Here is a 19,369-nt window from a genome sequence, read left to right on the forward strand (position 1 = left end):
TGAAAGAGGCAGGTCTGGCTAGGTCGAAGATATCGAAAAAACCTGGAACTATTGTTGGTGGTGCTACTTCGGACAAAGGGCTCTATATTTCGAATTATGCAAACTGCTTGCTGAATAGGCAGGTAGACATATTTGGTGGTTCTATTTTTTTTGCTGGAAAATGGTCGTATTCCATCTGCCTGTAGCATAAGTAGAGGAATGATTGAGACTTATGCATTCGCTAAGTTTCTGTCAAAAAAATCGCTAAAATTTTGCATAATAAGACCGGTGGTGAAAGTGTGGAGGATATCCTAAAGCTGGTAGTGAATTTTACGAATAGTTCCAGGCTAAAAGAAACTGAGCAAAAGAAAATAAAAAATGGGTTTTATGATCCGGAAGATTACATGTTTGCCGAGCAGGCGAAGCACAGGTTTGAGAATATGCTTGCTGGAAGTGAGCATCTAATGAATGCTTTGCGCGATTTGTACAAGGATGAACTAAAACATACAAAAGAAAAAGAAAGCCAGTTTGAAATTTCATATGACGCTCTGAGTGAGTGGGTTCATCCGTCTCAAACAAGCGTTTTCATAATTACGTATCTGATACTCATAACATCCCAACGTCACTCGGGGTCCTGCATTTGCATGACGGCGCAAGAATGTCATGTGCGCGCGCATTGCACTTTATAACGGATAGCATGAATGTCTATAGCAGGACTATAGAACTTGAAAACGAAATAACACGGTGCGGTTTAGAGCGAAGCTAACAAGGCACTGCGGCAGGGGAAACGGGGACGAAAGAGTAGGACGGATTTATTATCGAAAAAATCCGCCCCTATTTGCTATAACTCTACGATCAAGCATAGGCCATCACGATGGATGGTCAGGCTTCGATTCCCAGTTGGTTGATTGTGCTTTCAAGCTTCTTATGACCAAGCAAACGAGCATGACGCCTTCATTGCGCCAACGGTACGATTTTCGGAATCGACAGAGCTTGATTGCTAGTTTCTTCTTCGTGCATCCCCGAATGTAACCCGGAGGTGACGCCCGGCAGATGTTTCACGCTATGCTATAGCCGATTCCTCTCCCTCCAGACGCTCATAAATCCAAAAATTTCCAGGCAATAGATATGAATAACGGTGCACCAAAGTACGTATTTACTTCTAGTGGGCAGTGTATTGTTAGATCTGCGCACTCATCTGACGCATTACATATACTAGCAATGCCTGATACGTCTGATAATGCAGCCGTGGGAAAGCAGCTATTGACTCAAATGGTCAAGCGACCGGTATCCGATAAATTTTTTTTTAAAAAATTTGGACAGTTACCGCTGATGATCGATGCATTCAACCACCACGATTTGCGCAGTATTATTCGTGCCGCATGGGAGCAGGCTGGTTTTATTCCGCCGACAACTGAAGATTATTCACTAGAGTCTTTTGGGGCGGCAGCCTTGAAACACTATAGGGCAGCTGAGAGTACATGGACAAAAAAACATCTAAACACCACCTCTCTGCATGGGCAGGACTTAATTGCAAGCGCTAATTACGCGAACGCATTAGTAGACCTGAAAAGAATATCTGATCGCGTTGATTCAACTGCGAAAGCACTGACAGCCACCGATGCGAGTTCAGCCCTAAAAGATCTGGTAAGTTTACAGTCAGAGATGAGCGGAGGCTTTGCTCGACTGCATCAGGTCATTATAGAGGAGATCGTTCCTGGATGGCTGAAACAGTCGGAAGAAGCAGGGCGCGCAGCCGCTAAGTCTATAATGCTTGCGGCGGTTGGGCTCGTAGTTACAATAGGTGTGTCAATAGTTGTTGCGGTTATGCAAATGCGTGCTGATAATGCTGGCGGCGTAGAATCTTCACGGCAGCAAGAAGTGATGATCTCCTTATTAAAACAACAGTTGAGTGAAGAGAAGGAGATGCGCAATGAGTTGACACTCCAAATGAATTTATACCGAACTGATCACCGCGAGGCGATCGAGCAACTAGTTGAGAAAATTAAAAGTCTTCCACGTCCAATAGTAAAAATGTCATCTGGCGTCAGCAGAACAGAAAGTCAATGATGATGGAATGAGGAGATTTTGTTCTCAGTTCTGTAAGTCTTGCGTTTAACCATACTCAAAAAAGCTCCCGGATAGATCGCTCTGATCGTCTGCTTTTGGCAGATCGGTGCCATTCGTGGAGGGCACCGATCGGCCAGAAGAGGAGGTTCAGAAGCAACCGCTACCGGCCGGCTATTCCGTTCTGCTCCAGACTCTCGCCTCAGGCTGGGCACGCATAATCTCATGGTGACTTTCTTCGTTATCCCTACTCATATCTACTCCACGACAGACCCGCTTCCTGATTCAGCCCCCCACCCACACTGACTCCAGTGCCAATCCAATGCCTCTGCACTCATTCGTTCAGAATCCTGTTTTGGCAGACGAACCAAAGAGCCGTCCAGCGTCGCGTAATCGGAACCGATCAACTCTGGTGAAACCCGTATCACCATCGTCTCCGACTCGATGGCGATCAGCCGCAAATCGAACAGGGTATGAATGTCCGCCCTTAACAGCATTCCATTCGATACAACGTTGGTATGAACTCCCTTATAGGGGTAAATGTGAGCAGCCTCGAGCACAGCAGGCAGGTTGCATCCTGTGACGGCACAGGCGCTGTCATAAGCTCCCATCAGCGCTTTGCGGAATGCGGGTTGCCCGCGGCGACGGACAATGTCGGCGGTTACGCGCTTTCTGGCATCGGCTATGTCCTTAGGATCAAAAGTGACTCCTTGCTCAGCAGCCTCCTCAGCGTCTGCCAGTGCTTGCTCGACCGGATTCGAAACTCGCCGAACAGAAACACCAAATCGGCTACCCGAAGATGCATCGGGGTAGATTTCCCAAATGCCGTGCTGGACCGGGTCGTAAACCTCAAAGGCACCCTTGCCAACCTTGAACAGCCTGTCGTAACGATTGCCCTGATCAGTCCTACGCGGCTTTTCATTTTGTGTGTAGCCAGTCCGGGCAGGTGAGTTGACGGACAACATGTAGAGGTCTGCCAGGTTGTTGGTGTTGTACCCAGGATCCTTGGTGAGGATCCAGTCTTCAACATCTTTCCGACTGGCTTTGCCCCCAAGCTCAACGACAGCCCCTAGGGCTTTTTCCCAAGTGCGAAGGTCTTCAAATTTGGCCAAACGTCATTTCCCCTTGAATGCTATGCCTGCGCTTAAGCGAATTGCTGATGAGCGCGTTGCCACAGTTCGTGCATGTCATCGATCAGGCTGACAGCAATTAACTCCCTCGTCTGCGGATCCCGGAGGAGAACCAAATCTTCATTGGTGGGCGTATGCAAGTTCACATTGATCTTGGGGAATTTCCAGAACAGGTTGCCTGAACTGCGAGTATTGGGCGCGATCAATCGACCCAGCGCCATGAGGCGCTCCCGATCCTCCGGGAACTGCTCACCGTCGCAGTAGTAGCCGCTGTAGAGACGATGATTGAGTTCGATGTACACGCCCCCCTTCATAAACGTGAAAGGGAAAGTGAGGCCGATATACTTGCTGTTTTTGGCCTTTTTGTAATAAGCGTAAACCGCCTCTTTCGTGGCTGAAATTTCAGGTTTGCCGAGTTGAGGATATTGGCGAGCTTGATACGCTGTCATGCGCTCCCAGATGTCGATCTGTAGATCGGCCAATACGGCGTTGAATGCATGGTTGATATCGGCGATCACGAAAAGGTTCTCGCCTAGCAGGATCTGTTCTTTCAGCTTGTTCATGTAGATCTCGCTCTGGTCACTGGATGTCAGCTTCTGGAGTAGTTCGATGTACTGGAAAACGCTTTCTCGCACGCCGGGCTCGCGGGCAACCAGCGGGACACAGTCCTTGAGCCAAGACACAATCTCAGCTTCATAGCTGAGGAGGATGACGGGCAGGGACTTGCGACTCCGCTCAGTGGGCTCGGAACCCTCCAGGGTGAGATAGGTGGTCCAGATTTCGGCGTAACCTTCTGCCTGCATTCGCTGGTGATAGCGCCAGAGCTGCTCATCCTGATCGCCGGCGTAGATCTTGTTTTCGATGATCAGTGCTTGCCCGGATAGGTTGCGGACCAGGATGTCGATGTTCTGGTACTCGACCTCGACAGTCACACTCTCTGCGTCGAAGTTCTCGATGCCCAGTCGCTTCAACAGGAGATTCAGCAGGGTTGTTCCCTGATGGTGGGTAGCCTTGGGATCAAGCAGGAACGCAAGGAAGCGCGAGTGAAGCCGAACCTCGTCACTTGAGCTACGTAATACGGAGAAGAGATTGAAAGCTGGCGGGCGCTGATATCTCGCTCGCAGAAGCGCCACGGTTTGCAGAAAATCGTCCATGAGAGAGGGATCCTGATTAGGCGGAGTGACTGCGCGTAGTATCAGGGAAATCGCACACAATGGTAACGGCGATTTGATGCTGCTTATATATCACGCAAGCATCAAGCCCTCTGCCCCAACACAGTCTCCAACTCCCCAATCCGCGCCTGCAAACGCTCTCGCTCCACAGAATAAAGGGAAGAAGAAATAAATCACTCCTCTCTTTACTTACGCTCATAACGTATTTCAACGTCCGCATTGGGTCGACTTCGGCCCGTTACGAGAGACAGCTACCGGCCGATAGCTACCCGTCGCCATGGGCGCCCTGCTGGCAGACCATGTAGTGGCCTTACGAAACGGCGCCGAAGACACCTGAGCTCTCCGCAAGCCGCCCTTCGGCCCGCAAAAAATCCACAAACGCCCTGAGCGGCGAAGGCATGTGACGGCGCCCGTGATAGTAAAGAAACGGACCGTCGAAGGCCTGCCACCAGTCCTCGAGAATCGGCACCAGTCGGCCATCGGACAGCGGCTCGCGCAGAAAATCCTCGAAGGTATAGACGATGCCCAGCCCGTTGATGGCCGAGCGAATTTTCAAATCGTGCGACGATGTCAGCAGTTGCCCCTGAGGCGGGATACGCACAACGCGGCCGTCTCGATGGAACTCGAACACGCCCACTTTGCCGCTCTCGAATCGATGGCCAAGCAGGTCATGGCCCGGCAGTTCTTCGGGCTGAGTGGGCGTACCGCGTTCAGCCAGATAGCGCGGGGCGGCCGCCGCAACGAAGCGCTGGCGACGCGGGCCGATGGGCACGGCAATCATGTCCTTGGCCAGGCTCTCTTCATAGCGCACGCCGGCGTCATACCCGCCAGCGTTGGCGTCGACAAAGGTGTTATCCATGACGACTTCGACACTGATCCCTGGATAAAGGCGGAGAAAACGCGCCAGCAGGTCGGGCAGCAGAAAGCGTGCCACCGGCACTGGCACATTGAGCTTGAGCGTGCCGACCGGGCGCTGAGCGTCATCGTCCAGATCGTTGAAAGCGGCGTCGATTTCTTGCAAGGCCGGGCGCAGGCGCTCGAGCAATCGCTCGCCGGCCGCCGTCGGCGTGACGCTGCGCGTGGTTCGATTGAGCAGGCGCACGCCCAGGTCGCTTTCCAGCCGACGCATGCAGTCGCTTAGCGACGAGGCGGACAAACCCCGCTTTTGCGCGGCCGCACGAAATCCCCCCGCCTCGACCACCGCAGCAAATATCGACACATCGGTAAGGTTTGGTTTACGCATGGATGCTTCCTCCGCAGGCGTCTGACTGTACGCCATGCCGTACGGGCCATCCACCACTGCCCGACTTATCCTCGCGCATTCGTACACCGATACTGCTCGCTCGTCCCGCCAACCGGGAACCTATTACGCGAATGAGAATTCCCCGATGATTCATTCACCCGCTACGCCGAGCAGTACCGCGACCCAACGCATCCTCAAGGCCGCCCGGACGCTGTTCGCCAGTGTCGCGCTGGCCGGCACACTGGCTGCGGAAGCTACTCCCCGAACGGAGCCGAAGCCGGACTGGTCAACCAACGATATGCCCAGCCAGAAAGGCCGTATCGTGCTGGTGACCGGAGGGACCAGCGGCATGGGCTATGAAGACGCGCTGGCGCTGACGCGAGCCGGTGCCGAAGTGATCATCGCCGCACGCAACGCCGAGCGCGGGCGCGAGGCGATCGCAAACATCAAGCAAGCCGTGCCCGAGGCGCGCGTGCAATTCGAAACGCTGGATCTTGCCAATCTGCAATCGGTGCGTGACCTCGCCAACCGTCTGCAAGGGCGCCTGCCGAGGCTCGACGTGCTGATCAACAACGCCGCGATCATGTCGCCGCCTGTTCGAGGCGTTTCGGCCGACGGCTACGAGATGCAGCTGGCGACCAATTACCTGGGGCATTTCGCCCTGACCGGCCTGCTGATGCCGCTGCTACGCAAAAGCGACGATGGTCGGGTGGTCAGCCTGTCGAGCATTGCCGCAGGGCGCGCAGTACTGAACTTCGATGACCTGCAGGCTGAGCGCAATTACGACCCTTTTGCCACCTACAGCCAATCGAAACTGGCGATACTCAAGTGGAGTACCGAGCTGCAGCAGCGCAGCGATGCCGCCGGTTGGGGGATACGCAGCATCGCCGCTCACCCCGGCGTTGCCGTGACCGAGCTGATCGCCCGTGGGCCTGGCCTGGATAGTGAATTCGGCAAACAATGGGCTGTAGAGCGGGACAGGTATCATTCCGCAGCGCAGGGCGCGCTGCCCACGCTGTATGCAGCGACGGCACTGGAGGCGGTTGGCGGTGCCTACTATGGGCCCACCGGAGATAACGAAAAGCGCGGGCCGCTGGGCTTCGCCAAGATGCCTGCGGCCGCTGCCGATCGCTCGAACTCCGACGCGCTGTGGCAACTTTCCGAGCGACTGACCGGCGTCACCTACCGCTGACCCCGCTGGAACGGGCAGGCTCCGTTCCATTGCCTCGCCACTCCCACAGGAGCGCACCATGGATATGTCTCTTCTCGCCCATCGCACGAGCGCCATCATCAATGCCGAGGCTCACGAGCTGCGCCCCGCGCTCAATGGCTTTCTGCTGTTCGTTTGCCTGTTTGCCGGCTACTTCATGCTCCGTCCGATCCGCGAATCGATGGGCATCACTGCCGGCGTCGAGAACCTGCAGTGGCTGTTCACCGCGACCTTCTTCGTCATGCTGGCGGCCGTTCCGCTGTTCGCCTGGCTCAGCGCACGCGTGCCGCGCCTGCATTTCGTGGACTGGGTGTACGGATTTTTCTGCGCCAACCTGCTGTTGTTCGCCGCCTTGTTCCTGGGCGAGGAAAGCCCGTGGCTGGCGCGAGTGTTTTATGTGTGGATATCGGTCTACAACCTGTTTGTCGTATCGGTCGCCTGGAGCCTGATGGCCGATGTATTCGACAGTGCCCAGGCCAAACGCCTGTTCGCTTTCATCGCGGCGGGCGCCAGCGTCGGCGGCTTGAGTGGCCCTGCGCTGAGCGCCTTGCTGATCGGTCCGCTGGGCGAGTCCGGCCTGATGCTGCTGGCTGCTGTTTTGCTGGGCGCTGCGATGTTGTTCAAGCGCCAGTTGATGCACTGGCGTGAACGGGGTGGCGCAGGACGCCCCGATGCCGCGCCGAGCGAGAGCCCTCGCAGGCCATTGCCGGGCAATCCCTTCAGCGGTATGACGGCCGTTTTGAAATCACCCTATCTGCTCGGCATTTGCGGCTTTGTAGTGCTGTTAGCGACAGTCTCCACCTTCCTTTACTTCGAGCAGGCACGTGTCGTCGCCGAACACTTCCCGGACCGCGAGGCGCAGGTGCGCGTGTTCGGCATCATCGACTTTGTCGTGCAGGCGGGCGCCCTGCTCTGCCAGCTGTTGATCACTGGACGCGTCGCCCAAAAGCTCGGCGTCGGCGTGCTGCTGGCCATGGTGCCGCTGGTCATGTGCGCGGGGTTTATCGGGCTGATCTTCGCCCCCGGCTTTGGCCTTATCGCCGCGCTGATGATCGTGCGCCGCATCGGTGAGTATGCCTTCGTGCGCCCAGGCCGGGAGATGCTGTTTGCCCCGCTCGATGCCGAAAGCAAGTACAAGGCAAAGAACGTCATCGACACCGTGGTCTACCGCGCCGGCGACGCCATCAGCGCCTGGGCGAAAAGCGCGCTGGACGCCCTCGGCCAGGGTGCAGGCATGGCCGCATTGGTCGGCGCGTTGTGTGCACTGCTATGGGGTCTGCTGGGATGGCGGCTCGGCGAACGGGCGGACCGACGATCCAGTGTGTCGGCAGCGCGGCAAACCCCAGCGTAGCGCTCAAGGGGCATTGAGCGAGCGGACGAATAACTTTTGGCTCAGTCGTTCTGACGGTTGACTGCCTCACTACGGAACTGCCGGTCGCACGCATCGTCCGAGCTTAAGCGTTTAAGCAAACTGCTCGCCACGAGGTTTCCGTTTGAAAGCTGCCATCGTCAAAAAATACCGTCTGATCATCAAGACCTTGGGCTATGTGGGCTGGGCCTTGTTCTGGCTGCTGCTCTGGGACATTGCCGTCACCGTGGACTTCATGCTGTTTCTCAACACCAAGCTGAATCTGCCGCTGATGCCGCTGACCTTGCTCGGCTCGGCGTTGATCGTGCTGATCAGCTTTCGCAACAGCAGCGCCTATAACCGCTGGTGGGAAGCGCGGACGCTGTGGGGGTCGATGATCAACAATTCGCGCAGCTTCGCCCGTCAGGTGCTGACGCTGCTGGACGATGTCGGTAGCGAGGTGAATCCGGTCAAGTCGACCCTGTTGCGCCGCCACGTCGCCTACGTGAATTGCCTCGCCGCACATCTGCAAGGCCAGCCTTGTCCCGAAGAGGTGCGCGCGTTTATCCCCGCCGAAGAGTTCGCCCGCAGTGGCACGACCAATAATTTTGCCAACGATATCCTCACCGGCTCGGCGACTTTGCTCGCTCGGGAATACAAGGCCGGACGCCTGGACAGTATTCGCCTGGCGCGGCTTGAGTCGACACTGGTGGATCTGTCCAACAGTCAGGGCGGCATGGAGCGGATCGCGAACACGCCGCTGCCCTACCCTTACGTGTATTTTCCGCGGCTGTTCATTTCGCTGTTCTGCCTGATTGTGCCGGTGGGGCTGGTGGAGTCCCTGGGCTGGTTCACGCCGCTGGCGTCGACCGTGGTGGGGTTTATGCTGCTGGCCATCGAGCGCATCGGCACCGATCTGCAGAGCCCGTTTCGCCACAGCGAACACCAGATTCAGATGGAAGCGCTGTGCGAAACCATCGAGAAGAACCTGCAGTCGATGCAGCGTGATTCCATGGGCGATGTGCGCAGGCTCGAAGAGCACGCTTGAGGCACCCACTCTACTCATTCGGACGGCTTTTTATGACATTACCCAAAATCGATGACTACATCGCTGGATGGCCACTACTGGGCCTGGATTCGACTGCCCCTTGGGCGGTGGTCCAGGATTGCGAGAACCGGGTCCTGGCATTGCTTGAAACGCTCGGCGCCGGATACCGGCGTCAAGGCAATTGTGCGGTTCACGAAACCGCCATCATCGAGCAAGGCGCTGTTCTTAAGGGCGCGATGATCATCGGCGCGGGCTGTTTCGTCGCGGCGGGCGCTTACCTTCGTGGCGGTGTGTATCTTGGGAAAAACTGCATTGTCGGCCCCAGCTGTGAGCTGAAAAGTACCTTCATGCTGGATGGCAGCAAGCTTGCTCACTTCAATTTCGTCGGCGATTCACTGATTGGCGAAGCGGTCAATATTGAAGCCGGCGCGATCATCGCGAACTATCGTAACGAACTGGACGGGGCTGATATAAAAATCCGCCACGAAGGCCATGTGATAGAAACAGGCGTTAATAAATTCGGCGCACTGGTGGGTGACGGCTGCAAGATCGGCGCTAACGCAGTGATCGCTCCGGGCGCTTTACTGCGGCCAAAAATGCGCCTTCCTCGCCTCGGGCTGATCGACCAGTTCGCCTACGATTAAGCGTTGGCATCTTCTGTCATTCGTTGTTCCAGGCGTTGACCATTCGATCCGGCGAATCTGCATTGGATTGAACAGCCCGAATCTCAGGGTAACTAACCCCAGACAGGCCACTTGGCGGCACCGCCCGCGCAAGCGGCGCTTACCTGGCTGCGGCCGGCGGTGCGCTTCGGCGCTGGCGTCGTCGCAGGCTTCGCAAGGGGGTTTCAATGACTGAGGATTTCATAGGCTTTTTCACGGCACACATGATTTTAGGGATCTCGTTGGCTAACTGGCTTGTCGCGTTTTTCGCCGCGACGATCAGTTACCTGCTGACCACGACGGCCATTCGTTTCGCTTTTCGCAAGGTCCAGGCCCGGGCCAGCGCTGGCAACGGTCATCTGACGTACATGGCCAGCGAAGTGTTGTCGGCGACCAGCACCACGTTGCTGTTGTTGGCGTCGATTCTGGTCGGCATCGGGTTGCTGGATTTGCCCGAGCGCTGGCTCGGGCGCGTTAGCAGTCTGTGGTTCGTGGTCGCGGCGTTGCAGGTCGGCCTTTGGACCAACCGCGCGCTGGCGCTCGGGCTGCATCGTTATTTCTCGCGACATAGCGCGACCGGCACGTTTCAGGCGAGCGCTCTGGCGACCTTGAGTCTGTGGGGTGTCAGGGTGCTGTTGTGGGCGGTGGTGCTGCTGGCGATGCTGTCGAACCTGGGCGTCAACATTACCGCGTTTGTCGCCAGCCTCGGTGTCGGCGGTATCGCGGTGGCGCTGGCGGTGCAGAATATTTTGGGCGATGTGTTTGCCTCGCTGTCGATTGCGGTCGACAAGCCGTTTGAGGTGGGCGATTTCATCGTGGTCGGCACGCTGGCCGGTACGGTCGAGCACGTTGGCCTGAAGACCACGCGCATCCGCAGTCTGGGCGGCGAGCAGATCGTCATGGCCAACGCCGACATGATCGGCAGCACCATCCAGAACTACAAGCGCTTGCAGGAGCGCCGGATTGTGTTCGAATTTCGTCTGACTTACGAATGCACCAGCGAACAGATTCGGCAGCTCACGCAGCGGGTTGAAGCGATCATCAAGCAGGAAAAACAGGCTCGATTCGACCGCTGCCATTTCCGCAGTTTTGGTGAAAGCGCGCTGGAATTCGAAACCGTCTATATCGTTCTGGACGCCAGCTACAACGTTTACATGGATGTGCAGCAACGAATCAATCTGGCAATCATGGAAGCGGTGGCCGAGCTGGATGCGGCATTTGCCTTCCCGGCGCGCACGGTGCATGTCGCCTCGCTGCCCGAGTCCCAAGCGCTGCCGGCACGCACGCAGCAACCCTCGCATGCTCAGCATGCCTGACCTGAAAGGTCCGGCAGTAACCCGTGAGCGAACTTGCTCCCGCTCGACTGCATAGCAGTCAGATCGCCGCAGGTATCGCCGTTCGCTGTGCCGAGGCCGCCGCCGAGTTCGCATTTGCATCAAGCTAAAGAAGATGAAGAAAATACCGGGACGGAGAAAAAGCCTGTTCTCCGGGCGCAAAGCATCGTAATTTACGCACCATAATTACAAGGACGTCTGGGGTGTAAGTGGGGGCTTTTCGTTTGCTTTTGGCCGTTCTGGTCGCAGTTTCTCATATGGGCAAAACGTTCCTGGAGTTAAATCCCGGCGTGGTTGCCGTGATTTCCTTCCTGATCATCAGCGGCTTCGTAATGACCTCGCTGATCGAGCGCAACTACAAGGCGCCGGAAAAAGTCGGGTTGTTCTACCTGGACAGAGCCTTGCGGCTTTACCCCCAGTTCCTTTTTTACTTCATCGCCTCCTGTCTGGTGATTTATTTCCTGCTGCCAGGAACGCCACAAGCGGCCGAATTGACCTTTAAAACTATCACCTCAAGCCTGCCGATGGTGCCCCTCGGCTTCTACATGTTCGGCGCGGCCGGGGTGGAGATCTTGCCGCCGGCCTGGTCGCTCGGGCTTGAGATGTGCTTCTACCTGGTGATCCCTTTCCTGATCATCTACAGGGCGCGGGGCATCGCCTTCGCCTTGTCCGCTGCCATCTTCATGGCCGCGTGCCTTGGCTTCATCAATGCCGATCTGTATGGCTACCGGTTGCTGCCGGGCGTCCTGTTCATGTTCCTGTGCGGCAGCTACCTTTACAAACCGCAGGCCAAGGGCTTGGCGATCGCTGCGGGAACAGCCGTGGCGGCTGCATTGGTTTTTGTGGCGATCATGACAGGGTTGATCGAGCGTCAGCCTTTCAATGCCGAGGTTACCGCCGGCATAGCGCTGGGCGTCCCCGTCGTGTTTTTACTGACAAAGCTCAAGTTTCACCGAATTGATGAATTCCTTGGGAACATCAGCTACGGCGTATTCTTGAATCACTTCGTGGTGATGTATTTTCTGCGGGGGTTCTGGCCGGTCGCTTATGACAGCCATATTGTTGCGGCGGTGTTGCTCTCGTCGTTCCTGCTAAGCGGCGTTTCTTATTACTACGTCGAGCGGCCGGCTTTGAAGCTTCGACACGCGCTGAGGGCCGGCGGTAAGTATAGAGTGGCTACTTCAATGGAAAGTCAGCCTTTGTTTCCCCAGTAAACTGGGCAAGCAAATGAGTCAGATTGCCTCTGTAGCGAACCCATTTATCCCGCGTCGCGACCAGGATTGCTTCTATATCCCGGTCAGGTTCCTGCTTTATGCTCGTCAACGCTTGCGTGTAATTGGTCAGAAGATTGTTGTAGTGCTGCACGCCGGCTTCAGTCAGATCCCGTGCATCGGCGTTGAGCTTTTCTACTTGAGTATAGATATAACGTGCGGCGTTATTCTTTTTGCCATGGGTTTTGGCGTTATCAAATGCCGCCGTGGATGTTTCGATATTTGCGTTGGTCTCTATATGCCCGGCGATTTTCCCATCTTTGGCCAGGGTAGAGCTGACGGGTGTGCCCTGTGGCTTGTACGCTGCTTGCTTGACCGGCGTGTGAAGAGTTGAGGACGCGCTGGACTGAGCTTGACTCTCCAACATGTGTTTCGCCGTTATCTGATTGACCGTAGGTTTGTCTCGTTGCTGATGAGACATCATCGCCAGCGAACTACTGGTGCCATCCTCGTAATACGCTGCTATATGTTGGTCAATGGTAACGGTATTGTTCGAGAGGTTATCGGTAGACAAGCCGGGGAATAAATTGAGCGGTTCATAATAGACAACCGACTCCAGGCCATAGGTTTTGCCATCCTTGGCCCAGTGCGGTTTGACACTGGCTACTCGAAAAGCGTCTGTACTGGCGGAAATCAGACCACCGACGTCTTCGTAGGCAGCCGATGCGTAAACGATCAAACAGTAGGTGTAGAACTTCCTCTCCCAAGAGTCTGGATCCACCTTGCTGGCGCTGGAGAAAAAGCTCTCCAGATCGGACTTCCTGACCTTGTGCCGCGCATGAATGGCAGCACTCAACATGCCGGCCGCTTCGCACTCCTTGGCGATGCCCATGACGGTGACTTCGACAAGATAGTTTTTGAACGCTTCAGACACCATCGCCATATTTCACTCCTGTTGAAATAACGCACGTCGGGTGGACTGAAAATTGCGTTTCTTGCGCGGGGTAAAATCAGCTCATCCTGATCAAGATGGCCCGCTGAAAACGCAGACCATCAATATAGGTTCGATTAAACAAATCGCCAGTTTGTCGGTGCATGAGCAGCGGGTAGCGATCTCAGCCACCCCACGCCGGCGGCTGAGTTCAACTCAAGCACTAGGCCTTGAACCCGTCATTGAACCCGTGACTGTCACCGCCGCCGGTCCCGCGGTTGCGTGAACTGTCGATAAATCTTGAACCTGTAGAAGATCCCCCGTGAGAGCGAGCTTGCTCGCGAAAGCGGTGTGTCAGGTTGATTGATGGTGGCTGCCACACCGCTATCGCGAGCAGGCTCACTCCTACAGGGGATCTTCGGTGTGCCTGAAAAACTATCCGGTTTTTCTACTTGTCGCGCACAATCACAACCCCTTATAAGACTGCCATTACTTCCGATAACAAGAGGCTGTACCCATGAGCAACGCCTGGAACGAAGGTTATTTCACCGACGAAGGCTACACCTACAGCTATAGCCGGGAGATCAATCCGGTGTTCCTGCGTTACTGCCTGTTGTTGCGCGGTTTCGCCACGCTGGATAGCACCGATGGCGTTCACTGCGAGCTGGGCTTTGGTCAGGGCGTGTCGGTCAACATCCACGCCACGGCCAATCCGGGTGGGTTTGTCGGCACGGATTTCCACCCGGGCATGGCCGCCCATGCCATCGACCTCGCGGCCGCCGCCAACAATGGCGCCCGCCTCTATGACGACAGCTTCGAGCAGCTATTGGCGCGTACCGATTTGCCACAGTTCGACAGCATCAGCCTGCACGGCATCTGGACCTGGGTCAGCCGCGACAACCAGAAACTGATTGTCGAATTCGCCCGCCGCCACCTCAAGCCGGGCGGCATGCTCTACGTCAGCTATAACTGCTTCCCGGGCTGGTCGCCCTCGGCGCCGCTGCGCAATCTATTCAGCCTGCACGACCGGTTCGCCAACGCCTCGTCGCGCTCCGATCAGCGCATCGACGCCGCGCTGCAATTTTCCGAAGCGCTGCTGGCGGCCAATCCCAAATACGCCGCCGCGGCGCCGAGTCTCGGCGCGCGCTTGCAGAGCATCAAAGGCCAGGACCGTCACTACGTCGCCCACGAATATTTCAATCGCGACTGGAACTGCATGTATTTCGCCGACATGGTCGACGCGCTGGCTCCGGCCAAGCTTGATTACGCCACCACGGCCGTGCCGCTGGACTCAGTCGACCCGCTGAACCTGAGCGCCGAAGGCATGGATTTCCTGGAAACCATTGAACACCCGATCATGCGCGAACAGGCGCGTGACTATTTCGTCAATCAGCACTTCCGCCGCGATCTGTACGTGCGTGGCGCGACCCGGCTGTCCGCTGCCGAACGCCGCGCGAAGATGCTCCACACGCGTTTTGTGCTGCTGCAACCCTGGGAGACCGTAGCGGGTTCGGTCACCGGCCCTGCCGGCGAAGCGACGCTGCAACCAGAGATCTACGGCCCGGTACTCGATGCTCTGGCGGCACAGGCTTATGCCGCCAAATCGATGCGCCAATTGCTCACCGAAGCGGCTCCGCTGACTTACGACGACCTCGAACAAGCACTCGCCGTACTGATCGGCATGGGCGCTGTGGCGCCGTGCCAGAGCGAGGCCGCCGAGGCGCAGGTCAGCGGACGCTGCGCCGCGCTCAATCTGCAACTGTGCAAACGCTCACTCTACGCCGCCAACATCCAGACGCTGGCCAGCCCGGTCACGGGCGGTGGCGTGACCGTGAGCCGCTTCCAGCAACTGTTTCTGATCTCGATCAAGCAAGGCAAACAGCAGCCGGCCGAGTGGGCACAACTGGCTTGGAGTGTGATCAGCGAACAGGGTGAAGTACTCGTCAGCAACGGCCAGCCATTACTCACTGCGCAAGAAAATATCGCCGAACTGACCGCACAGGCGCAGGCGTTTGCCGAGCAATCGCTGGTGGTGCTCAAGGCGCTGAAAATCGCGTGATTGCCAGGTAGCCGGCAACTTGATGTGGGAGCGAGCCTGCTCGCGAAAGCGCTGGATCAGGCGCTGAATCCGCTGACTGACGAACAGCATTCGCGAGCAAGCTCGCTCCCACAGTGGCTCTTGAGCAGAGCTGCGCCAATAGTCTTTTTTCTTGAACTTACAGCCCTCTGCCGTCCGTCCAGACCCACCCGCAATAAAGGAAATTTCTGCTTCGCCCGCACCTCACAAACTATGCATGCGCTGACACCCGCAAGGGTGAATGCGCGATAGCCTGGTCTGAGGAAAATCTGCATGTTCATACATAACAAGCGACTTCAGTACACCGTACGCGTGGCCGAGCCCAACCCGGGCCTGGCGAATATACTGCTTGAACAATTCGGCGGTGCCAATGGCGAATTGGCGGCAGCGGCCCGTTACTTCACACAAGCCCTGGCCGAGGAAGACCCGGGACGAAAAGATCTTCTGCTGGACATAGCCACCGAGGAGTTGAGTCACCTGGAAGTGGTCGGCTCGATCATCGTGATGCTCAACAAGGGTGCCAAAGGTCAGATCGCCGAGGGCGTCCAGGAAGAAGGCGAGCTTTACCGTGCGCTCAACGGCGCCGGTAACGACTCGCATATCACCAGTCTGCTTTACGGTGCCGGCGCACCGCTAATCAATTCCGCAGGCGTGCCGTGGACAGCGGCGTACGTTGATTCAATCACTGAACCTACCGCCGACTTCCGCTCGAACATCGCAGCGGAAGCACGGGCAAAAATTCTCTATGAGCGTTTGATCAACATCACCGATGACCCGGGCGTGAAAGAGGCGCTGGGCTTTTTGATGACGCGCGAAATTGCGCATCAACAGTCGTTCGAGAAAGCGCTGCATGCGATCCAGCCCAACTTCCCGCAGGGCAAACTCGCCGGGATGCCTGAGTTCACTCACAAGTATTTCAACATGTCGGGCGAGCCAAACGTACGCGGGCCATGGAACAAGGGTGGCGCTTGGGAGTATGTGGAAAAACCGGAGCCAGCGGTCGATGGCGGCGATGGGCTGGCGACTGTCAGTCTCCCTGCACAGGACGCAGACGTCCTGGAAGCCATGAAGCTTCGCACGGCCTCTGATCCGCTTAGCGAGCCCGTTACCGGTGCTGACCTTGGGTCAGGTTATGTGCAAGGCAAAGATATTTGAATCCTGTCAGGCGGCCCCGCTTTCGGGGTCGCGACCTGCTTGAGGTGATCAATATGAAAAACAGCAAAGTCTCGACACTGACCTCACACCATTTTGAACAACTGTTGGAGCAAGCGTCCGCCGGTTTTGAGCTTGACTGCAAACAGGCCTGTCGCGGACTACGGGTCAGCATGGCGGTAAACGTGTTCGGAATGGGCACCCTGCTGCCGAATAATTTTGCCGATGAGGACACCGTCAGCAAACCAACGGAAAGATATGCGTCGATGTGAGGCTTGCGTCTGCGCCTGAAAAAGATGAACCCTCACCGGACATTCAGAACAGCACGGAGGCTGCTTCTCTCATAAATATTTCAATGGTCTTTGGCCCTACCCCCTCAAACTCGGCCAGACGTTTTTCCAGCGCCCGACGGTCAGCGCTCGCTGCCACAATGTTGCTCACTTTGCCGGCATACTCGGTGTTCAGCTTGTTTGCCAACGCGCGCAATCGCGACGCCGTGCTCTCGTCGTAACGCACGTAATGCGCCTGACCCAGCATCGAGACCAAATGACGGTGCGTGCAGTGCGCAAGCTTTTGCGGCGTATCTTTCTGATGCTGCTCTACTATGACCTGATACGCCCTGGCGGCAATCGCGCCCTGAATTCTTTTACCCATCAGAAAACTGGCGAGCAGCCATTTGAAGAGGCCGGTTTCGCTGGCCCCCAGAAGGTCAATGTTCAAGTCACGTGCAGTGATGATTTCGCTCACAAGGTTTCCTTCAAGCAGACCCGATTACCCATGTTGACACGGCAAGACTACGAACGATCCGCCGGCGGATCCCGCGCATGCCTCGAGCGATAAATTGAATCCCCAGTGGAAAACCGCGGTCATCATCTCAGGATGAAAGCGGACACGCATAAGGACCCTCATATGCTCGGTCGCACATCGCCCGAAAAGAAGGGGCATGACGCCGCAGAAACGGCCCCGATCAAAGCGGCAAGCGATATAGCCGCCTTTCGCCTCACGGTCATCTTCATGCTGACGGTCATTTTGGCCTTTCTGGGTGTGGAGGGATGGCGGACGTGGCGTGACTATCATGCGGCCTTCTCGTCGGCGCGCGATTCGGTCACGAACCTCGCGCGGGCCACAGCGCAGCATGCCGAGGACGCCATTCGCCAGGTGGACGTATTGACCGCCGCTTTAGGCGAGCGCGTAGAAGGCGATGGATTGCAAAACATCAATGCGCCCCGCATCCACAAGCTGCTGGTCCAGCAGGCCAAATTGATGCCGCAGTTGCATGGACTGTTTATTTACGGCCCGGACGGGCAATGGATAGTCACCGACAAGGAAATCATCCCGGATCCGGCAAACAACGCCGACCGCGATTACTTCCAGTATCACCGTACCCACACCGACCGAAATGTGCGTATTGGCGAGGTCGTCAAAAGCAAGTCCACCGACGACCTGATCATCCCGATCTCGCGCCGCTTGAATAACCCGGATGGCTCCTTCGCCGGCGTGTTGCTGGGGACCATCAAAGTCAGTTATTTCGTCGACTACTACGGTGATTTCAAGATCGACGACAAGGGCGCACTGGTCTTGGCGCTGCGCAGTGGAACAATCCTGGTACGCCGACCCTTTATCGCCTCGGTCATCGGCCAGAGCCTCGCGGACAGTGAAGTTTTCAAGAATTACCTGCCCGTTGCCAATGAAGGCATCGCCGAAGTCAGAGCCATCGTCGACGGCACGGAGCGTTTGTATGGTTACAGAGCATTGACCACGTACCCGCTGGTGGTTGAAACAGGGCTGTCGCGCGAATCCATCATCGCGCCCTGGCGCTGGGATCTGATCAAAACCGGGTTTGTGTTGTTGTCGGTGATTGCTGCGTTCAGCGTATTCGGACTGATCGTCTTGCGGCAGTTGCGCCAAAGAATGGTGATGGAGAAGGATTTGCGTCGTGCACACCAGGCCATGAAAGACATGGCATTGACCGACAGCCTCACCGGCCTGGCCAACCGGCGGCGTCTGGACACTGCTCTGGTTGACGAGATTCGTTTGGCCAGACGGCAAGGTTCGTCCATTTCGCTGATCATGATCGACGTTGATCACTTCAAGCTTTACAACGACACCTATGGGCATGCAGCGGGTGACGACTGTCTGAGCGCGGTGGGGATGGCGATTTCACAAGCGGTAAAGCGACCGGGTGATCTGGCGGTCAGGTATGGCGGGGAGGAGTTTTCCGTGTTGCTGCCCAATACCGATATCCGAGGCGCGGCGCTCGTTGCTCAGGAAATACTTGAGTCTATTCGCTCATTACGAATCGAACACACTGCCCATCCGCAAGGTCACGTCACGGCCAGCGCAGGTATCGCTGTTGGCAGGCCTGCCGAACATGACGTCACCCCCGCCAGCCTGATCGATTCCGCTGACAAGATGCTCTATGCCGCGAAGCAGAAAGGCAGGGATCGCTATTGCAGTGGCGGGGAGCGCAGCGGCCAATCCGTGACTGGCCAGCAATGCGATTGACAGTGCGGGTCAGTCCGTCCGAACAGCCACGTTGATATCCGTCAAACCGACCCGCTGAGCCTGCTCAAGAACCTGCTCCGGCGTCGAATCCGCCGTGGGCATGACCAGGCCGTTCTCCGCATCGCCCAAATGCAGTTCCAGCAGATGCATCGCTGCAGCGTGCGCGGACAGTTGCGCATCGTTGAGGTCGAGCAGATAAGTACGGGGTTCGCCGTTGAATCGGTAGTCGATGTGATAGGTAGGCATGCTGGTATCCGCGTGAGTGAAAGAGAGCAACTGATTATCCTGATGAACCGGTCA

Annotated in this window: 17 protein-coding genes; 11 read left to right on the forward strand and 6 right to left on the reverse strand. The window is 56.7% G+C overall.

From position 1 onward, the window contains the following. Positions 1-1,107 precede the first annotated feature (1,107 nt). A complete protein-coding gene (locus HU755_RS21695) occupies positions 1,108-2,049 on the forward strand; it encodes a hypothetical protein (protein WP_186636350.1) in 942 nt (313 codons plus the stop codon). A 254-nt stretch (positions 2,050-2,303) separates the two neighbouring features. Here HU755_RS21695 and HU755_RS21700 read toward each other — a convergent pair whose 3' ends face one another. The 3 genes from HU755_RS21700 to HU755_RS21710 all read right to left on the reverse strand — a co-directional run bounded on the left by HU755_RS21700 (position 2,304) and on the right by HU755_RS21710 (position 5,591). Continuing rightward, positions 2,304-3,158 (reverse strand): HNH endonuclease, encoded by an 855-nt coding sequence (locus tag HU755_RS21700; protein ID WP_186636353.1) that lies wholly within the window; start codon positions 3,156-3,158, stop codon positions 2,304-2,306. A 32-nt stretch (positions 3,159-3,190) separates the two neighbouring features. Beyond that, positions 3,191-4,330: a PD-(D/E)XK nuclease family protein gene (locus HU755_RS21705; RefSeq protein WP_186636356.1), complete on the reverse strand. Its 1,140-nt coding sequence runs from the start codon at positions 4,328-4,330 to the stop codon at positions 3,191-3,193. Between the two features lie 328 nt (positions 4,331-4,658). Then, a complete protein-coding gene (locus HU755_RS21710) occupies positions 4,659-5,591 on the reverse strand; it encodes a LysR family transcriptional regulator (protein ID WP_186636359.1) in 933 nt (310 codons plus the stop codon). 145 nt (positions 5,592-5,736) lie between these two features. Here HU755_RS21710 and HU755_RS21715 point away from each other — a divergent pair, with 145 nt between their 5' ends. The 6 genes from HU755_RS21715 to HU755_RS21740 all read left to right on the forward strand — a co-directional run bounded on the left by HU755_RS21715 (position 5,737) and on the right by HU755_RS21740 (position 12,407). Beyond that, entirely contained in the window at positions 5,737-6,783 is a 1,047-nt protein-coding gene (locus HU755_RS21715; protein ID WP_186636362.1) for an oxidoreductase, read from the forward strand. A gap of 58 nt (positions 6,784-6,841) precedes the next feature. Continuing rightward, positions 6,842-8,152, forward strand: coding sequence for an NTP/NDP exchange transporter (locus HU755_RS21720; RefSeq protein ID WP_186636365.1), 1,311 nt, complete (start codon positions 6,842-6,844; stop codon positions 8,150-8,152). 142 nt (positions 8,153-8,294) lie between these two features. Further along, positions 8,295-9,197, forward strand: coding sequence for a bestrophin family protein (locus HU755_RS21725; protein ID WP_186636368.1), 903 nt, complete (start codon positions 8,295-8,297; stop codon positions 9,195-9,197). A gap of 32 nt (positions 9,198-9,229) precedes the next feature. Beyond that, positions 9,230-9,841, forward strand: coding sequence for a transferase (locus HU755_RS21730; RefSeq protein WP_186636371.1), 612 nt, complete (start codon positions 9,230-9,232; stop codon positions 9,839-9,841). Positions 9,842-10,047: 206 nt separating this feature from the next. Continuing rightward, complete coding sequence (locus HU755_RS21735) at positions 10,048-11,175, forward strand: mechanosensitive ion channel family protein (RefSeq protein WP_186636373.1); 1,128 nt, start codon at positions 10,048-10,050, stop codon at positions 11,173-11,175. A gap of 227 nt (positions 11,176-11,402) precedes the next feature. Continuing rightward, positions 11,403-12,407, forward strand: a complete 1,005-nt coding sequence (locus HU755_RS21740; protein ID WP_186636376.1) for an acyltransferase family protein — start codon at positions 11,403-11,405, stop codon at positions 12,405-12,407. On the opposite strand, the gene HU755_RS21745 is transcribed toward HU755_RS21740, so the two are convergent. Next, positions 12,370-13,347, reverse strand: coding sequence for a hypothetical protein (locus tag HU755_RS21745; protein WP_186636378.1), 978 nt, complete (start codon positions 13,345-13,347; stop codon positions 12,370-12,372). The genes HU755_RS21740 and HU755_RS21745 overlap by 38 nt on opposite strands. Before the next feature lie 505 nt (positions 13,348-13,852). On the opposite strand from HU755_RS21745, the gene HU755_RS21750 reads away from it, so the two are divergent. The 3 genes from HU755_RS21750 (at position 13,853) to HU755_RS21760 (ending at position 16,836) form a co-directional block, all read left to right on the forward strand. Further along, positions 13,853-15,394, forward strand: coding sequence for a class I SAM-dependent methyltransferase (locus tag HU755_RS21750; protein ID WP_186636381.1), 1,542 nt, complete (start codon positions 13,853-13,855; stop codon positions 15,392-15,394). A 291-nt stretch (positions 15,395-15,685) separates the two neighbouring features. Further along, positions 15,686-16,567, forward strand: a complete 882-nt coding sequence (locus HU755_RS21755; RefSeq protein ID WP_186636384.1) for a manganese catalase family protein — start codon at positions 15,686-15,688, stop codon at positions 16,565-16,567. Between the two features lie 53 nt (positions 16,568-16,620). Then, positions 16,621-16,836, forward strand: coding sequence for a hypothetical protein (locus tag HU755_RS21760; RefSeq protein WP_186636387.1), 216 nt, complete (start codon positions 16,621-16,623; stop codon positions 16,834-16,836). A gap of 43 nt (positions 16,837-16,879) precedes the next feature. On the opposite strand, the gene HU755_RS21765 is transcribed toward HU755_RS21760, so the two are convergent. Continuing rightward, positions 16,880-17,311, reverse strand: a complete 432-nt coding sequence (locus tag HU755_RS21765; RefSeq protein WP_186636390.1) for a DNA methylase — start codon at positions 17,309-17,311, stop codon at positions 16,880-16,882. Positions 17,312-17,473: 162 nt separating this feature from the next. Here HU755_RS21765 and HU755_RS21770 point away from each other — a divergent pair, with 162 nt between their 5' ends. Continuing rightward, positions 17,474-19,069 (forward strand): sensor domain-containing diguanylate cyclase, encoded by a 1,596-nt coding sequence (locus tag HU755_RS21770; protein WP_186636393.1) that lies wholly within the window; start codon positions 17,474-17,476, stop codon positions 19,067-19,069. Positions 19,070-19,078: 9 nt separating this feature from the next. Here HU755_RS21770 and HU755_RS21775 read toward each other — a convergent pair whose 3' ends face one another. After that, positions 19,079-19,315: a hypothetical protein gene (locus tag HU755_RS21775; RefSeq protein ID WP_186636396.1), complete on the reverse strand. Its 237-nt coding sequence runs from the start codon at positions 19,313-19,315 to the stop codon at positions 19,079-19,081. Positions 19,316-19,369 lie beyond the last annotated feature (54 nt).

Origin of the sequence: Pseudomonas sp. SWRI111, from assembly GCF_014268555.1 — a bacterium.
Taxonomy (GTDB): domain Bacteria; phylum Pseudomonadota; class Gammaproteobacteria; order Pseudomonadales; family Pseudomonadaceae; genus Aquipseudomonas; species Aquipseudomonas hamedanensis.